Annotated in this window: 19 protein-coding genes; 11 read left to right on the forward strand and 8 right to left on the reverse strand. The window is 65.1% G+C overall.

From position 1 onward, the window contains the following. Nucleotides 1–95: 95 nt before the first annotated feature. A complete protein-coding gene (locus AXW67_RS19185; protein WP_063679113.1) occupies nt 96–1,013 on the reverse strand; it encodes a LysR substrate-binding domain-containing protein in 918 nt (305 codons plus the stop codon). 316 nt (nt 1,014–1,329) lie between these two features. Here AXW67_RS19185 and AXW67_RS19190 point away from each other — a divergent pair, with 316 nt between their 5' ends. The 4 genes from AXW67_RS19190 (at nt 1,330) to AXW67_RS19205 (ending at nt 4,019) form a co-directional block, all read left to right on the forward strand. Next, nucleotides 1,330–2,109, forward strand: coding sequence for a sulfite exporter TauE/SafE family protein (locus tag AXW67_RS19190; protein ID WP_063679114.1), 780 nt, complete (start codon nt 1,330–1,332; stop codon nt 2,107–2,109). Further along, complete coding sequence (locus AXW67_RS19195; protein WP_063679115.1) at nt 2,106–2,336, forward strand: hypothetical protein; 231 nt, start codon at nt 2,106–2,108, stop codon at nt 2,334–2,336. The genes AXW67_RS19190 and AXW67_RS19195 overlap by 4 nt, the downstream gene beginning before the upstream one ends. Before the next feature lie 147 nt (nt 2,337–2,483). Beyond that, nucleotides 2,484–3,191, forward strand: coding sequence for a glutathione binding-like protein (locus tag AXW67_RS19200; RefSeq protein ID WP_063679116.1), 708 nt, complete (start codon nt 2,484–2,486; stop codon nt 3,189–3,191). A 129-nt stretch (nt 3,192–3,320) separates the two neighbouring features. Beyond that, the gene (locus tag AXW67_RS19205) at nt 3,321–4,019 is read left to right on the forward strand and encodes a glutathione S-transferase family protein (RefSeq protein ID WP_063679117.1); all 699 of its coding nucleotides are present in this window, start codon (nt 3,321–3,323) and stop codon (nt 4,017–4,019) included. 116 nt (nt 4,020–4,135) lie between these two features. Here AXW67_RS19205 and AXW67_RS19210 read toward each other — a convergent pair whose 3' ends face one another. Continuing rightward, nucleotides 4,136–4,324: a cysteine-rich CWC family protein gene (locus tag AXW67_RS19210; RefSeq protein ID WP_063679118.1), complete on the reverse strand. Its 189-nt coding sequence runs from the start codon at nt 4,322–4,324 to the stop codon at nt 4,136–4,138. Nucleotides 4,325–4,438: 114 nt separating this feature from the next. On the opposite strand from AXW67_RS19210, the gene AXW67_RS19215 reads away from it, so the two are divergent. The 5 genes from AXW67_RS19215 to hmuQ all read left to right on the forward strand — a co-directional run bounded on the left by AXW67_RS19215 (nt 4,439) and on the right by hmuQ (nt 8,057). Further along, nucleotides 4,439–6,004: a DUF1800 domain-containing protein gene (locus AXW67_RS19215; RefSeq protein WP_063679119.1), complete on the forward strand. Its 1,566-nt coding sequence runs from the start codon at nt 4,439–4,441 to the stop codon at nt 6,002–6,004. 4 nt (nt 6,005–6,008) lie between these two features. After that, nucleotides 6,009–7,223: a DUF1501 domain-containing protein gene (locus AXW67_RS19220; RefSeq protein WP_145927717.1), complete on the forward strand. Its 1,215-nt coding sequence runs from the start codon at nt 6,009–6,011 to the stop codon at nt 7,221–7,223. Between the two features lie 70 nt (nt 7,224–7,293). Further along, nucleotides 7,294–7,539 (forward strand): DUF559 domain-containing protein, encoded by a 246-nt coding sequence (locus tag AXW67_RS19225; protein ID WP_430648723.1) that lies wholly within the window; start codon nt 7,294–7,296, stop codon nt 7,537–7,539. Then, nucleotides 7,536–7,664, forward strand: coding sequence for a DUF559 domain-containing protein (locus AXW67_RS45050; RefSeq protein ID WP_430648725.1), 129 nt, complete (start codon nt 7,536–7,538; stop codon nt 7,662–7,664). The genes AXW67_RS19225 and AXW67_RS45050 overlap by 4 nt, the downstream gene beginning before the upstream one ends. Nucleotides 7,665–7,733: 69 nt before the next feature. After that, the gene (gene hmuQ, locus AXW67_RS19230) at nt 7,734–8,057 is read left to right on the forward strand and encodes a heme-degrading protein HmuQ (protein ID WP_063679121.1); all 324 of its coding nucleotides are present in this window, start codon (nt 7,734–7,736) and stop codon (nt 8,055–8,057) included. Nucleotides 8,058–8,136: 79 nt separating this feature from the next. Here the strand turns inward: hmuQ and AXW67_RS19235 are convergent, their stop codons facing one another. The 6 genes from AXW67_RS19235 to AXW67_RS19250 form a co-directional block, all read right to left on the reverse strand. Then, nucleotides 8,137–9,078 carry an aldo/keto reductase gene (locus AXW67_RS19235; RefSeq protein WP_063679122.1) on the reverse strand — a complete coding sequence of 314 codons (942 nt, stop codon included), beginning with the start codon at nt 9,076–9,078 and terminating at the stop codon, nt 8,137–8,139. Nucleotides 9,079–9,346: 268 nt separating this feature from the next. After that, nucleotides 9,347–9,802: a GNAT family N-acetyltransferase gene (locus AXW67_RS19240; RefSeq protein ID WP_027551849.1), complete on the reverse strand. Its 456-nt coding sequence runs from the start codon at nt 9,800–9,802 to the stop codon at nt 9,347–9,349. Between the two features lie 96 nt (nt 9,803–9,898). Further along, nucleotides 9,899–10,711: a PAS-domain containing protein gene (locus AXW67_RS19245; protein WP_063679123.1), complete on the reverse strand. Its 813-nt coding sequence runs from the start codon at nt 10,709–10,711 to the stop codon at nt 9,899–9,901. A gap of 127 nt (nt 10,712–10,838) precedes the next feature. Further along, nucleotides 10,839–10,985 (reverse strand): hypothetical protein, encoded by a 147-nt coding sequence (locus tag AXW67_RS42005; protein ID WP_201723693.1) that lies wholly within the window; start codon nt 10,983–10,985, stop codon nt 10,839–10,841. 86 nt (nt 10,986–11,071) lie between these two features. Continuing rightward, nucleotides 11,072–11,248 carry a hypothetical protein gene (locus AXW67_RS43235; RefSeq protein WP_198024695.1) on the reverse strand — a complete coding sequence of 59 codons (177 nt, stop codon included), beginning with the start codon at nt 11,246–11,248 and terminating at the stop codon, nt 11,072–11,074. Nucleotides 11,249–11,426: 178 nt separating this feature from the next. Continuing rightward, a complete protein-coding gene (locus tag AXW67_RS19250; RefSeq protein ID WP_063679124.1) occupies nt 11,427–12,077 on the reverse strand; it encodes a glutathione S-transferase family protein in 651 nt (216 codons plus the stop codon). Between the two features lie 549 nt (nt 12,078–12,626). Here AXW67_RS19250 and AXW67_RS19255 point away from each other — a divergent pair. Together AXW67_RS19255 and AXW67_RS19260 are read left to right on the forward strand one after the other, a co-directional pair. Next, a complete protein-coding gene (locus AXW67_RS19255; protein ID WP_027551846.1) occupies nt 12,627–13,829 on the forward strand; it encodes a pyridoxal phosphate-dependent aminotransferase in 1,203 nt (400 codons plus the stop codon). 172 nt (nt 13,830–14,001) lie between these two features. Then, nucleotides 14,002–14,481 carry a DUF992 domain-containing protein gene (locus AXW67_RS19260; RefSeq protein WP_063679125.1) on the forward strand — a complete coding sequence of 160 codons (480 nt, stop codon included), beginning with the start codon at nt 14,002–14,004 and terminating at the stop codon, nt 14,479–14,481. Nucleotides 14,482–14,593: the final 112 nt, after the last annotated feature.

Here is a 14,593-nt window from a genome sequence, read left to right on the forward strand (position 1 = left end):
TGTTGAAGGGTCAGAGGACCACATTTCCGGATGTGTGCATGTGAAACGGTTCACATGGCGCCGGCTTTTTCGCCCAGAGGACCGGATGTAGGCCTTCAGTTCCGCGCTGCGGTGCGGCCGATCCGCCTGGCCGGACGAGCCGTAGGCTCGGCCGCCGCGCGCATGATCCAGCGGCGGAACGCGGCGAAGTCGCGCTGCTCAGTCTGAAAGCTGCGATACACCAGGTACCAGCGCATGCCCTTGGGCACCGTGAGGTCGAACGGCGCCACCAGCCGGCCCGCGGCGAGATCGTCGTCGATATAGGGTCGGATGCCCATGGCGATGCCGAGCCCGTCGGCGGCAGCCTGCAGCGACTGGCCGTAGAATTCGAATTCGGGACCGCGCGCGTTGATGCGGGTAACGGCCGCAGCCTTCAGCCAGATCGGCCAGTCCTCCGGCGAATGCGCGACGCGGATCAGGCTCGGTCCCTTCAGGTCGGCCGGCCGTCTCAGGCTGGCGGCGAGGCGGGGCACGCAGACCGGCGTGAGGTCGCCGGCGAACAGCGGCTCGGCGACGAGGCCGGGCCAGTCGCCGGTGCCGAGCTTGATGCCGCAGCTCCAGTCTTCGCCGAACGGCACCGCCGCGCCGCCGGTGGTGAAGCGCACCTCGATGTCGGGCTCCTCGCTGCGAAACTCCGACAGCCGCGGGATCAGCCAGCGCATCGCAAAAGTATGCCCGACGCCGATGGTGAGCACGCGGACGCTGGAGGATGCCGTCACCTGCGCGGTGAGGCTTGCGAGCGCATCGAAGATCGGCGTCAGCCCGCTCTGATAGGCCCGCCCGGCCTGGGTCAGCACGAGGCGGTTGGCCTTGCGTTCGAACAGCGCGACGCCGAGGCGCTTTTCCAGAAGATGGACCATGCGGCTGACGGCCGCCGCCGACACGTTGAGCTCGATGCCTGCGGAGGCAAAGCTGCCGGTCCGCGCCGCCGCCTCGAATGCCTTGATGCCGTTGAGAAAGAGCAGCCGCCGCAAATGTCGTACCCTCAGGAAAGCTGATGCCAGGCCAAGATAACTCAGTTTGCGCGAGCACGACAAGCGAGGCACAAGAATGAGTGTAATTCCAAGTTGATTTGCCGATCAGGGAAGCCGCCTCTTCGCCTCTCCCCGCCTGCGGGGAGAGGCCGGAATTGAGCGAAGCGCAAATTCCGGGCGAGGGGGAGCCTCCGCGAGTCCAACTGCTCGCGTCTTTGCGGACGCAGCCCCTCACCCCAACCCTCTCCCCGTAAGAACGGGGAGAGGGAGAATGGGCAGCTTGCGTCCCTGACGTGCCACCACAGGAGACCTCTTCGTGACGCCCATCATGATCGCTGCCCTCGGATTGCTGATGGTCGCCACCGCCTTCCTGTCGGGGTTGTTCGGCATGGCGGGCGGGCTGATCCTGATCGGCGTGCTGCTGGCCCTGATGCCGCTGCCGACCGCGATGGTGCTGCATGCGATCACGCAGATGGCCTCGAACGGCTGGCGCGCCGTGCTGTGGCGCGCACATATCCGCTGGCGGCCGGTGTTCGTCTATCTGATCGGCTGCGCGCTGGCCCTGGCGCTGTGGTCGATCACGCGCTACGTGCCGGACAAGCCGGTCGCGCTGCTCTTGCTCGGCGTCACGCCGTTCATGGCGCGGATGATGCCCGCGGGCATCAAGCCGAATCCGGACAGCATCTGGCAGGGGACGTTCTACGGCTCGATCTGCATGGGCCTGATGCTGATGACCGGCGTTTCGGGGCCGCTGATGGACACGTTCTTCCTCGGCGGCAAGTTCGGTCGGCGCGAGATCGTGGCGACGAAAGCGACCTGCCAGGTCGCGAGCCATTTCACCAAGCTGCTCTATTTCGGCGGCATCATCGATCAGGCCGCCACGCTCGATCCGGTGCTGGCCGGGGTTGCGATCGCAGCCTCCATGCTCGGCACCAGCCTTGCGCGCCGGCTGCTCGAAGCGATGACCGATCAGCAATACCGGGTCTGGGCGACGCGGCTGATCACCACCATCGCCTGCTACTACATCGCCTATGGAAGCTGGCTCCTGCTCCGCACGCCGGTGCTGGCGGCCTTCGACAAGGGAGGTTTGCAATGAGCGAGACGGCCGATCCCCTGGTGCTCGATTTCGTCGAATGGATCGCGCGCGAGCCGCGCGCCTATGCCGAGGTGGTCTCGACCTGGAAGACGTCATGCCCACGCCTCACCATCTGGGAGGACGCCGCCGACCGCGGCTACGTCGCGCGCGAGACCTTGCCCGGCATGGGCTTGATCATTGCGGTGACCGAGGACGGCGAGAAGCTGCTGCGCGCCAACGGGCGGTGATGTCTTCGCCTCTCCGCATTTGCATGTGAGGCAAGGCAATCACGCGGCCGTCATCAGCGGAACCATTGACTTGGGCAGGGCTTGGCGCGAACTTCATGCAATCGCATCTTTCTGCGATCGCCTCCCTCCAGCCCGGGACATCCAGCCATGATCGACCTGCATTACTGGACCACGCCGAACGGCCACAAGATCACGATGTTTCTCGAAGAGACCGGGCTGAGCTACAAGGTCATCCCGGTCAACATCGGCAAGGGCGAGCAGTTCAAGCCGGAGTTCTTGGCGGTCGCGCCCAACAATCGCATTCCCGCCATCGTCGATCACGCGCCGAAGGGCGGCACGAAGCCGCTGTCGATCTTCGAGTCCGGCGCCATCCTGCTTTATCTCGCCGAGAAGACCGGCAGGTTTCTCCCGACCGACCTTTACGCGCGCTACGACGTGATCCAGTGGACCTTCTGGCAGATGGGCGGCCTCGGCCCGATGGCCGGCCAGAACCACCATTTCCGCAACTACGCGCAGGACAAGATCCCGTATGCGATCGACCGTTACGTCAACGAGACCAACCGTCTCTACGGCGTGCTCAACAAGCGCCTCGCCGATCGCGAATTCGTTGCCGGCGACTATTCCATCGCCGACATGGCGTCCTATCCCTGGGTGGTCGGCTATGCGAACCAGGGCCAGAACATCGACGACTTCCCGCATCTGAAGCGCTGGCTCGAAACCATCCGCGCGCGCCCCGCCACCGAGCGCGCCTACGCGCTCGCCGAGGAGGTCAATCCGAACTTCGGCAAGCCCGCCATCCGCACCGAGGAGGAACGCAAGATCCTGTTCGGGCAGACCGCGTCGGTGGTGCGGTAGGACGACGACTGTCTCCTCACATCGTCATTGCGAGCGCCAGCGAAGCAATCCAGAATGTTTCCGCGGCGATAGTCTGGATTGCTTCGTCGCCAGAGCTCCTCGCAATGACGGAGCAAGTGGAGGCGCTCCATGTCACTCAAGCTCTTCGAACTCGTCGGCACCGACGCCGGTCGCCCCTTCAGCCCGTTCTGCTGGCGCACGCGGATGGCGCTGGCGCACAAGGGGTTGTCGGCGGAATCGCTGCCGTGGCGTTTCACCGAGAAAAGCGCGATCGCACCGCATGGCTCGGAGAAGGTCCCGGTGCTGCTGCATCACGACAGGCCGGTGGTCGATTCCTGGACGATCGCGAATTATCTCGAAGACAATTTTCCAGACCGCCCGTCGCTGTTCGGCGGCGAGGGCGGCCGCGCCATGGCGCGCATGCTCAATGCCTGGGGTGACATCGCCATCGTCGGCGGCATCTTTCCGCTGATCATCGCCGACATCCCGAAGAACTTGGCCGAGGTCGACGCCGCCTATTTCCGCAAGTCGCGCGAGGCGCGCTTCGGCGGCAAGGCGCTCGAAGACATCATGGCGAGCCGCGACACCGGCGTGGTCGCGTTCCGCAAGTCGCTGGAGGTGATGCGCCAGACGTTCAAGACGCAACCCTTTCTCGGCGGCAGTGCGCCGAACTATGCCGATTACATCGTCTTCGGCGGCTTCCAATGGGCGCGCGTCGTCAGCCCGTTCAAGCTGCTCGAAGCGGATGATCCTGTCCATGCGTGGCGCGAGAAGCTGCTCGACGCGTTCGACGGCATGGCGCGCAAGTCGCCGGGACATGCGGTGTAGTTGTCACCCACGCTCTCCCCCAATGTCGTCCCGGCGCAGGCCGCAATAATATCGTTGAGAGAGCGTACACTCCCTCCTCAACGTCGTCCTGGCTTTTGCCAGGACGACGTTGAGGACTATTTCGCCGCCGCCTTCCGCAAACACTCCCGGCACAAGCAATCATCGCCCTCGACCGGCATCGGCAGCCGCGCGACCTCCTCCGCGCACCAGCAGGTGCCCGAGAGGTCGCAGCCGAACTCGGTGCCGCAGCGGGAACAGGCGAGGCGTCGCGGCGGCTGCAACGGAAAGTCTTTCGGATTTGTCATGATTTACGCCGAAGCTTCGCCGTCATTTTCATGTCGGGTTCATCTCCCGCCGCGATATATTAAACCTCGCGCATACGCCCGGGAAGCGTCTGGCAAGGGGCAGAGGACACATCGATGGCCCGCGATTCGCAAGCCGCCCTCGTTGCGCTCAACCGGTTCGGTTTCGGGGCGCGCGGCGGGGCCTCCGGCGATCTCATCAACGCGGCTTCCGATCCGCGCGGATTCGTGAAGGCGGAACTCGGCCGTCCCAACGGCGTGCTGCTGGAGGCGCCGGGCCTGCAATCGACGCCGCAACTCGGTCAGGCCGTGTTCGCCTATCAGGACCAGGTGAAGCAGGCGCGCGAGGCCGCGAAGGCCGCCGCGCCCGCCGAAGCGCTGCCCGCCCAGGCGCCCGCCGATCCGAAGCCCGACACCAAATTGCGTCGCAATCTCTCGCTGAACAGTGCGGCGACCGAGATCGCCGGCCAGATGGCCGAGGCGAAGCCGGCGGACAATGCGGCGAAGCCCGACACGATGCAGCCGAACCCGGCCGCGCCACCCGCCGCAAAGCCCGCGCCGCAGCCGCTCAACGTCATCCAGAAGACTTTCCGTGCCGAAGCGCTGGCGCGGTTGCAGCGCGCGACGCTGGTCGAGTGCGGCTTCACCGAGCGGCTGGTCGTGTTCTGGTCCAACCATCTCTGCATCTCCGCCAGCAAGGGCGAGTTGGCGCGGATGTGGGCCGGCGCGTTCGAGCGCGAGGCGATCCGCCCGCACGTGCTCGGGCGTTTCGCCGACATGCTGAAGGCGGTCGAGCAGCACCCGGCGATGCTGTTCTTTCTCGACAACCAGCAATCGCTCGGACCGGATTCGCGTGCCGGCCAGAACCGCAAGCGCGGGCTGAACGAGAATCTCGCGCGCGAGATCATGGAGCTGCATACGCTCGGCGTCGGCGGAGGCTATACGCAGGAGGACGTCACCTCGCTCGCGCGCATCATCACCGGCTGGACTTTTGCCGGCCGGCAGGGACAGCTGGGAACACCAGGCTCGTTCGTGTTCAACACCAATGCGCACCAGCCCGGGCCGCAGCTGCTGCTCGGCAAGACCTATGAGGCGACCGGCCTTGCGCAGGGCGAGGCGGCGCTCGCCGACATCGCGCGCCATCCCTCGACCGCGAACTTCATCGCCACCAAATTCGCCCGACACTTCGTCGCCGACGATCCGCCGCCCGCGCTGGTGGCGCGATTACGCGACGTCTTCGTCAGGACCGACGGCGATCTCAAGGCGCTTGCGACCGCGCTGGTCGATTCCGACGAAGCCTGGAAGGCGCCGCTGACGAAGATGCGCAGTCCATACGATTTCCTGATTGCGAGCGGCCGGCTGCTCGCGCGCGTGCCGGAGGACCCCGGTCTATATCTCAACAGCCTCAACCTGCTCGGCCAGCCGCTGTGGTCGCCTGCGGGGCCAAATGGCTTCCCGGACACCAGCGCCGCCTGGGCGGCGCCCGAAGGCATGAAGCTGCGGCTCGACATCGCCGCGCAGATGGGCGCGCGGCTCGGCAACAACATCGACCCGCTTGACCTCCTGGAGTTCGCCGCCGCGGACGCGGCCTCCATCGAAACGCGGCGAACCATCGAGCGGGCGGAGTCGCGCCAACAGGCGCTCGCACTGCTGTTGATGTCGCCGGAAATGCAGAGGAGATGATGTGATGGATTGCACCGAGAACCGGCTCCTCACCTCGCGTCGCGGCCTCCTCCTCGGCGGCGCCTCCTTCGCGGCCTGGGCTTACTTGCCGAAATTCGCGCGCGCGGCGGACGGGCGCGATCCCCGCCTGGTCGTCGTAATCCTGCGCGGCGCGCTCGACGGGCTCTCGACCGTCGCGCCGGTCGGTGATCCCGATTACGCCGGCCTGCACGGATCGATCGCGCTCGCGGCGGATGGTGCGCATCCCGCGATCATGCTCGATACCTTCTTCGCCCTGCATCCGGCGATGCCGGAATTCGCCCGCATGTATCGCGACAAGCACGCCGCGGTGATCCATGCTGTCGCAACACCCTATCGCGACCGCTCGCATTTCGACGGCCAGGACGTGCTCGAAAGCGGCTATGCCGGCCCGGGCCGCGTGCAGTCCGGCTGGCTCAACCGCGCGCTGGAAGCGCTGCCACGCGGTGAGCGAGTGTCCAGCGCGCTCGCGGTCGGCCCCACCACGCCGCTGGTGCTGCGCGGCGCGGCGCCGACCGTCGGCTGGGCGCCGGTCGCGCTGCCGCAGGCCGACGACGACACCGCGATGCGGCTCGTCGATCTCTATCGCCATCGCGATCCCGTACTGGCATCGGCGCTGTCGCAAGGCCTACAGCTCGAAAAGGCCGCGAGCGGCGATGACATGAAGCCGAAGCCCGGCAATGCGGCCATGCAGATGCGGCAGGTGGCGCGCGGCGCCGCCAAGCTGATGGCCGCCGACGACGGTCCGCGGATCGCGGCACTCGCCTTCGACGGCTGGGACACGCACGCGAACGAAGGCGGTCCGGTCGGTCGTCTCGCATTCCTGCTCGGCGGCCTCGATGGTGCGCTTGCCGAATTCGAGAGCGGCCTCGGCGAGCGCTGGCGCGACACCGTCGTCCTCGTCGCAACCGAGTTCGGCCGCACCGCGCGCATCAACGGCACGGACGGCACCGACCACGGCACCGGCACCATCGCGCTGCTCGCCGGCGGCGCCGTGAAAGGCGGCCGCGTGATCTCCGACTGGCCCGGCCTCAAGCTTGCCAACCTCTACGAAGGCCGCGACCTCAAGCCCACCACCGATTTGCGTTCGGTGATCAAGGGCGCGCTGCAAGGCCAGTTCGGCCTGTCCGATCGCGTGCTGGCCGAGACGGTGTTTCCGGATAGCGCCGCAGCGCGGCCGATGAAGGGGTTGGTTGTTTGATTTAAACCTCTCCCCGCTCTTCAGCGGGGAGAGGTCGGATCGCGCAGCGATCCGGGTGAGGGGCAAGGCAATGCCCGGCCAAGATGAGAAGTCCATCCGACTCGCACGACGACTGCGCATCGATCAAACCGATGCGGAGACAGTCCTCTGGAATCGTATCCGCAACCGGCGAATCGACGGGAACAAGTTCGTAGGGCAAGAGCCGATCATCGGCTACATATGCGATTTCGTCTGCCGGGAGAACGCCTCGTCATCGAAGTCGATGGCGGCTAGCACAATGAATCGACCGCGGATGCGATCCGAGATGAACGTCTGAGAGAAAAGGGGTACAAGGTACTCCGCTTCTGGAACAATGACGTGCTTCGAAATATCGCGGGCGTTCTCGCCACAATCCAGACGGGGCTCGCGGAGACGGCCCCTCACCCCACCCTCTCCCCGTAAGGACGGGGAGAGGGAGTGAGAGAGCGGCGGTCTCCTCACGATCGTGTACCTCCACAGGAGTTATCAGGAATGTACATCGCCATGAATCGCTTCCGCGTCGCTAAGGGATCGGAGGCCGCTTTCGAGCAGGTCTGGCTCACGCGCGACACGCACCTGGACAAGGTGCCGGGCTTCATCGAGTTTCATCTGCTGAGGGGACCCGAGCTCGAGGACCATACGCTCTATGCCTCCCACACCGTGTGGGCGAACCACGCGGCGTTCGAGGCCTGGACCAAGTCGGAGGCGTTTCGCGCGGCGCATCACAAGGCCGGCGACAACAAGCCGCTCTATCTCGGCCATCCGCAGTTCGAAGGTTTTGAGGTGATGCAGACGGTCGGACGCGGCGCGAAATAGCGCCTCGCTGTTTGTTGTTTGAGCATGATCTCCGCGCAAACGCGTTCCGCGTTTGTCGCGAGGGAAAACCGCTGCATGCTCAAACCGTGGTGATCTGATCGATCTCGGCAAGATCATCCGCGCTGAGCTGCCAGGCGATCGCCTTCACGTTCTCCTCGATCTGCTCGACGCGGGTGGCGCCTGCGATCACGCTCGACACCTGCGGGCGCGCCGCGAGCCAGGAGAAGGCGAGCTCGAGCATGGAGTGGCCGCGCGCCTTGGCAAAGGCCTGGAGCTTTTCGACCATGTTTTCGTTGCGCGGCGTGACGTAGCGGTCGCGCAGCGCCGGCGCCTTTGCAAAGCGCGTGTCGGCGGGCGCAGCGGTGCCGCGCTGGTATTTTCCGGTGAGCAGGCCGCTTGCCAGCGGGAAGAACGGCAGCAGGCCCAGTTTGTATGCCTGCGCGGCCGGCAACAAATCCGTCTCGATGTCGCGCACCACCAGGCTGTATTCGTCCTGGCAGGAGACGAAGCGGTTGACGTTCATCGCGCGCGCGGTGAACTCGGCCTCCGCGATGCGCCAGGCCGGGAAGTTGGAATTGCCGATATAGCGGACCTTGCCCTGGCGGATCAGATCGTCGAGCGCGCGCAGCGTCTCTTCCATCGGTGTCAGCGGGTCGTAGTCGTGCTGCTGGTAGAGATCGATGTAGTCGGTCTTGAGCCGCGTCAGGCTGGCCTCGACGGCGTTCATGATGTAGCGGCGCGAGGCGCCCTGCTTGGTGCCGTCGGTCGCCATCGGCTTGGAATATTTGGTGGCAAGCACGATGTCCTTGCGGCGATCGCCGAGCACGGTGCCGAGCACGGTCTCCGATCCCCCCATGCCCGCATAGATGTCGGCGGTGTCGAACAGCGTAATGCCGAGATCGAGCGCGCGATGGATCACCTTGCGCGAGGTCTCCAGATCCGTGCGCTGGCCAAAATTGTTGCAGCCGAGCCCGACCGCAGAGACGCGCGGGCCGGAGGCGCCGAGATTGCGAATTTCCATGGGAGATCCTGATCAAGGGGAAGCAGCAATGGCATTGTGACCCGCCGAGCACCGCGCCGGCAAATGCGCTGCCCGCGCTGCGGCCATGCTGACAAGAAAATTGCAGGCAAAAAAATGCGGCCCCTGTCAGACGCGGCGACTGACGGGGACCGCTTGGGGCGCTTGATCGGTGACGGGGGGCCGGATCAGACGCAGCCGCAACCTAGCGCTCTACTGTTACGTGCGGGTGACAGGCAAAGTTATCCACAGGGGCGTGCGCCCCCCGGGATCAGAACAGCTTGCGGTAGACGATGAAGCCGGAGCGCTCCGCGACCTTGTCATAGAGGCTCTGTGCCGTGAGGTTGGTCTCGTGCGTCTGCCAATAGACGCGCGGCGAGCCTGCGAGCTTCGCCCGCTCGTAGACGCCGTAGATCAGCGCCGAGGCGACGCCCTTGCCGCGCGAGGCTTCGAGCGTGAACAGGTCCTGCAGATAGCAGGACGGCTCGATCGCGGTGGTGCTGCGGTGGAACAGGTAATGCGTCAGCCCGAGCAGCCGGCCCTCGCTCTCGGCGACCAGCGCGTGCACCGGCTCGTAGGCATCGAAGAAGCGCTGCCACGTCATGTGCGTGATCTCGGCTGCGAGCGCGGTCGGGCCGGAGCGGCCGTAGAAGGCATTGTAGCCGTCCCACAGCGGCAGCCACTGATCGTAATCCTGCCGCGTGACGGAGCGAATGGTGAGCGACATGTCGAAATCCCGCGATGCAAAGGAGGAGAGGCGCGAGGCCTCCGTGACGCGTCCTTCATACGTGATGATGGCCGCGCCGATCAATCCGCGCTCGCGCTACTCCGCAACGCGTAAATAGCGGATCAGGTTGCGGTTCGATGGATCGCGCAGCGAGCGGTAGTAGTCGGCCTGTGCCGGCGTATCGGTGTGGCGCACGAGGTCGGTCACCGGCGTGTAGCTCAGCATGCGTCCGCCGTCGGGCAGCGCGGTACAGACGAAGCGCAGCACCTCGCCATTCCGCAAGTTGATGTTGATCGGGGTGGCGTCGCCGATCCGCACCATCTCCATGCGTTGTGCGATGAAGGCGCTCAACTCGTCCTCCGGCAGCTCGAACGCGCCGGTGTCGCGGCCGTGATACATCAGCGCGATGAAGGGCGGCTTGCCGTCGGCCTTGGCGTCGGGCAGCGCAAAATAGTCGCGGAACGCGCGGTTGATGAACTCGGCGCGGGTCTCGGCATCGAGCAGCACGATGCCGATATCGACCTGGTCGAGCGCCGCCGACAGACGTGCGGCGATGGCGTGGTTGCGGCGCTCGGCGGCGAACGTCTCGAGCAGGCGCTCGCGCATGAGCCCGGTGATGGCGGCGGTGCCGGCAGTCGTTGCCGCCAGCAGGCCGAGCCGGACCAGATCGATCAAGGTGATTCCGGGAATGGCGCGGTGATTGAAGAAGAACAGCACAGCACCGATCACCGCGATCGCCGCGCTGGTTGCGGCGGAGCCGAAGCCCGACAGCGATCCGGCAAGGGCCACGATGCAGACGAACAGCGGCGCGGGCGAGGGGACGGCGACCGATCGATCGAGCAGGATCGCCAGCAGCGCAACCGCTGCCGTCAGCACCGGACCGGAGATCGCACGGCAGCCGAACCGCATGGCCCTGTCTCGCTCCTCCCTGAACGAGGAAGGGCGTCAGACTGACCGATTGTTGTGGAAAGGCGATGTGTTTCGTGCATCGCGCTTAAGGGGGAGCTGCGCGGAAGCGCAAAGCTTTCGGATGATTTTAGGCCAAATGTGCGTGCATCAGCTGCCGTTGCAGCGTGGGCGCGTTCAGCGTCGAGGTGCCGGTGTTCTTGCGCGTGCCGGCAAAAATCAAGAGCGACGCCGCGACCAGGATGGCCGCGGTCAGGGTAATTGCAACGAGTATCACCGGTGACTTCATCGAAGCCCTGTCGCGTTGCCGATCGGCGGGTCGTCACAGGGCGCCGTGAAGGCTGGTCCAGGATGAGACGGGGATCAGACCGGAAGACCCATCGCCATGGTCGCCTTGGTCGACAGCACCGTCAGGGTGACGATCAGGCAGAGCGAAAGCGCCGCGATCGCGAGCGAGGCCGCGACGGCGTTGGTCAACCGGGAAGAGGCGGCGATGACGGGTCGGCCCTGAAAGCCTGCCGTGCCGGACGCCCGAATCATGGTCTAAATCCTTCAGCGTGCGAGCGAATCACCCGCGACGCCGAACAATTTCACAGTTTCAACCGGCAACATTGGGGCGGCTATCGCGCTGATCGTGGCGGGATTGCGGCAAGGAATACCGTTATGCCCGCTATTTCCCCGATATGCCCGCTATTCCCCTCGATCCCAGCCGGGGCCCTCAGGCGCCGGCCGCAATGCTGGCGGGATCGTCGATGTCGGCCGGCCGCCAGTCCATCGTGACGAAGCCGGGCGTTTCCTCGACCCGTTGCAGCCAGTCCCGGATCGCCGGGAAGGTCGAGAGGTCGAAGTCGCACCGCTCGGCGACGTGGGTGTAGCCGTAGAGCGCGATGTCGGCGACCGTGAGCTGGCGCGCGGCAAAATAGGCGTTGGTCTTGAGGTGATTTTCCATCACCTGGAGCGCGCCATAGCCGCGCTCCATCCAGTCCTCCAGCGCGTGGGTCTGGAGGTCGCGACCGCCCTTGACCAGCGACAGCCAGAAATAGGCCGCGCCGAGGTTCGGCTCGAGCGCGTGCTGCTCGAAGAACATCCATTGCAGCGCCTCGGCGCGATCGATGCGGTTCTCCGGCGCGAGCGGCGTGCCGACGGCGACGTACCAGAGGATGGCGTTGGATTCGGCAAGGTAGCGGTCGTCGCCGACCTCGAGCAGCGGCACTTGCCCGGACGGATTCTTCGACAGAAAGTCCGGCGTGCGGCTCTCGCCGCGCAGAATGTCCACCTCGATCGCTTCGTAGGGCACGTTCAGCAGCGCCAGCGCAAGGCGGACCTTGTAGCTGTTGCCGGAGCGTTGCATCGAATAGAGCTTGTACATTCTAGAGGATTCGATTCCGAGGACGTGAAGGCGCGGCGCTTGTTGCCCCGCAACGCGGCTAAACAATGATGCCGTTGCGAATCCGCCGCAAGGCCTGATCAATAGAAAAACTCGAAAACCCTACCGCACTGCAACGCTGCGGAAAATCATTTCCGCAGCATGATGCAAATCGGATCACGCTTGCGTCAACGTGTAAGCGCTTGCCTCCGCGCGATCGTGTAGGAGCGGTGAATGAGCGTGATCGCATCAGGTGCTGTCGATCGAGCGCGGGCTCGCGGCGTCAGCCTGACGTCAGTCTCATGGCGGTCCCTTGGCCTTTTGGAAGCGCTAAATTGCTCCGAGGACAGTGCTTGCCGGATATGAGGGATTCAGGCGGCAAAGTTGCGAAATATTGCGTTCCGCCGTGCTCAGAACGCCCCATATTCGTAAACTTTTTCAAGATCGGGCCGAAGTTTCTTGCGGTGCAGCGGCGCCCGTTTTAGGGTGTCGTATTCCCACAATCAGAGTCGTGAGACCTCAAGGGTTCACGACGCTCGCCAGGAGATGATGATGTCCTTCCTTGCCGCTGCGCTCGACCGTGTGAAGCCGTCCGCGACCATCGCGGTCACGGATAAAGCACGCGCGCTGAAAGCGGCGGGCCGCAACGTCATCGGCCTCGGCGCCGGCGAGCCCGACTTCGACACGCCCGCCAACATCAAGCTCGCGGCGATCCACGCCATCGAAGCCGGCAAGACCAAATACACCGCGGTCGACGGCATCCCCGAGCTGAAGGAAGCGATCATCGCGAAATTCCAGCGCGAGAACGGCATCAGCTACAAGCCGAACCAGGTGATCGTCGGCACCGGCGGCAAGCAGGTGCTCTACAATGCGCTGATGGCGACCATCAATCCGGGCGACGAGGTGATCATCCCCGCGCCGTACTGGGTCAGCTATCCCGAGATGGTGGCGCTCGCCGGCGGCGAGCCGGTGTCGGTGGTCTGCACCGCCGCGACCGGCTTCAAGCTCCAGGCCGAGGCGCTCGAGCGCGCGATCACGCCGAAGACCAAATGGGTCATCCTGTGCTCGCCGTCGAACCCGACCGGCGCTGCCTATACCAAGGCCGAGCTGAAGGCGCTCACCGACGTGCTGGTGCGGCATCCGCATGTCTGGGTGATGACCGACGACATGTACGAGCACCTCGTCTATGACGACTTCCAGTTCACGACCGTCGCTCAGGTCGAGCCGAGCCTCTACGACCGCACGCTCACCGTGAACGGCGTGTCCAAGGCCTATTGCATGACCGGCTGGCGCATCGGCTATGCCGGTGGTCCGGCGCAGCTCATCAAGGCGATGGCGACGATCCAGTCGCAGTCGACCTCGAACCCGTGCTCGATCGCGCAGTGGGCGTCGGTGGAGGCGCTGAACGGTCCGCAGGACTTCATCCCCGCCAACAACAAGGTGTTCAAGGAGCGCCGCGACCTCGTGGTCTCCATGCTCAACCAGGCAAACGGCATTGAATGCCCGCGGCCGGAAGGCGCGTTCTACGTCTACCCGTCCTGCGCCGGCACCATCGGCAAGAAAGCGCCGTCGGGCAATTTGATCTCCAACGACGAGCAGTTCGTCACGGAGTTGCTGGAGACCGAGGGCGTCGCTGTCGTGCAGGGTTCGGCCTTCGGCCTCGGCCCGGCCTTCCGCATCTCCTATGCGACCAAGACTTCGGACCTCGAAGACGCCTGCAAGCGCATCCAGCGCTTCTGCGGCAATCTGCGCTAAGCTCGCAGTAACGATCTGACATGAAAGGGCCCGCATCCTGCGGGCCCTTTTGCTTTTACATTCTTTAACGCCCGCGCGATCTGGTACCACCGGAACGATTGTGGCATAGAACCTCGCGCGGCTTTGTGCCGCGCCCTCCATGCTTGCATCACCTCATCGCCGGAGACATTTCATGCGCCGCTCAATCTTCCTCGCCGGACTCGCTGTCGCGAGCCTCGTTGCCTCCGTCGCCGGCGCCAGCGCGCAGCAGCGGATGGTGCGAGTCGGCGTGCTCGAATGCCGCGGCGGCGCCAGCGTCGGCTTCGTGGTGGGATCGGTGACCAATCTCGGCTGCGTCCTGCGCGCCGACGGCGTACCTGACGATCGTTATGTCGCGACCATCCGTAAAGTCGGCCTCGACATCGGCATCACCCAGGAGACCGCGCTGGCCTGGGGCGTGTTCGCGCCGGTCGACCGTCTCGGCCCCGGCGATCTCTCCGGCAATTACGCGGGCGCGCAAGGCAGCGCGTCGGTCGGGGTCGGCTTAGGAGGCAATGTGCTCATTGGCGGCTCCAACAATTCGATCGCCCTTCAACCGCTTAGCGTGCAGGGCCAGGTCGGACTCAATGTCGCAGCCGGTCTGGAGAGCCTGGAACTGCGTCCGGGTCGCTAAGACTTGGTCAATTGTAGTTGAGACAGCGCCAGCAGAAGTTCATCTCTCCCGAAGGGAGAGGTGGAACACCCTGGGGCAATAGGTCGTACCTGATTCATCAGGCGCTAAGACT

Origin of the sequence: Bradyrhizobium neotropicale (genome assembly GCF_001641695.1) — a bacterium.
In the GTDB taxonomy this organism is placed as follows: Bacteria; Pseudomonadota; Alphaproteobacteria; order Rhizobiales; family Xanthobacteraceae; genus Bradyrhizobium; species Bradyrhizobium neotropicale.

Bases quoted from the DNA above. Each gene is read 5' to 3' on its own strand.
- AXW67_RS19195 (WP_063679115.1), top strand. From the start codon at position 2,106: ATGAGCGAGACGGCCGATCCCCTGGTGCTCGATTTCGTCGAATGGATC.
- AXW67_RS19200 (WP_063679116.1), top strand. From the start codon at position 2,484: ATGATCGACCTGCATTACTGGACCACGCCGAACGGCCACAAGATCACG.
- AXW67_RS19205 (WP_063679117.1), top strand. From the start codon at position 3,321: ATGTCACTCAAGCTCTTCGAACTCGTCGGCACCGACGCCGGTCGCCCC.
- AXW67_RS19210 (WP_063679118.1), bottom strand. From the start codon at position 4,324: ATGACAAATCCGAAAGACTTTCCGTTGCAGCCGCCGCGACGCCTCGCC.
- AXW67_RS19215 (WP_063679119.1), top strand. From the start codon at position 4,439: ATGGCCCGCGATTCGCAAGCCGCCCTCGTTGCGCTCAACCGGTTCGGT.
- AXW67_RS19220 (WP_145927717.1), top strand. From the start codon at position 6,009: ATGGATTGCACCGAGAACCGGCTCCTCACCTCGCGTCGCGGCCTCCTC.
- AXW67_RS19225 (WP_430648723.1), top strand. From the start codon at position 7,294: ATGCCCGGCCAAGATGAGAAGTCCATCCGACTCGCACGACGACTGCGC.
- hmuQ (WP_063679121.1), top strand. From the start codon at position 7,734: ATGTACATCGCCATGAATCGCTTCCGCGTCGCTAAGGGATCGGAGGCC.
- AXW67_RS19235 (WP_063679122.1), bottom strand. From the start codon at position 9,078: ATGGAAATTCGCAATCTCGGCGCCTCCGGCCCGCGCGTCTCTGCGGTC.
- AXW67_RS19240 (WP_027551849.1), bottom strand. From the start codon at position 9,802: ATGTCGCTCACCATTCGCTCCGTCACGCGGCAGGATTACGATCAGTGG.
- AXW67_RS19245 (WP_063679123.1), bottom strand. From the start codon at position 10,711: ATGCGGTTCGGCTGCCGTGCGATCTCCGGTCCGGTGCTGACGGCAGCG.
- AXW67_RS43235 (WP_198024695.1), bottom strand. From the start codon at position 11,248: ATGATTCGGGCGTCCGGCACGGCAGGCTTTCAGGGCCGACCCGTCATC.
- AXW67_RS19250 (WP_063679124.1), bottom strand. From the start codon at position 12,077: ATGTACAAGCTCTATTCGATGCAACGCTCCGGCAACAGCTACAAGGTC.
- AXW67_RS19255 (WP_027551846.1), top strand. From the start codon at position 12,627: ATGTCCTTCCTTGCCGCTGCGCTCGACCGTGTGAAGCCGTCCGCGACC.
- AXW67_RS19260 (WP_063679125.1), top strand. From the start codon at position 14,002: ATGCGCCGCTCAATCTTCCTCGCCGGACTCGCTGTCGCGAGCCTCGTT.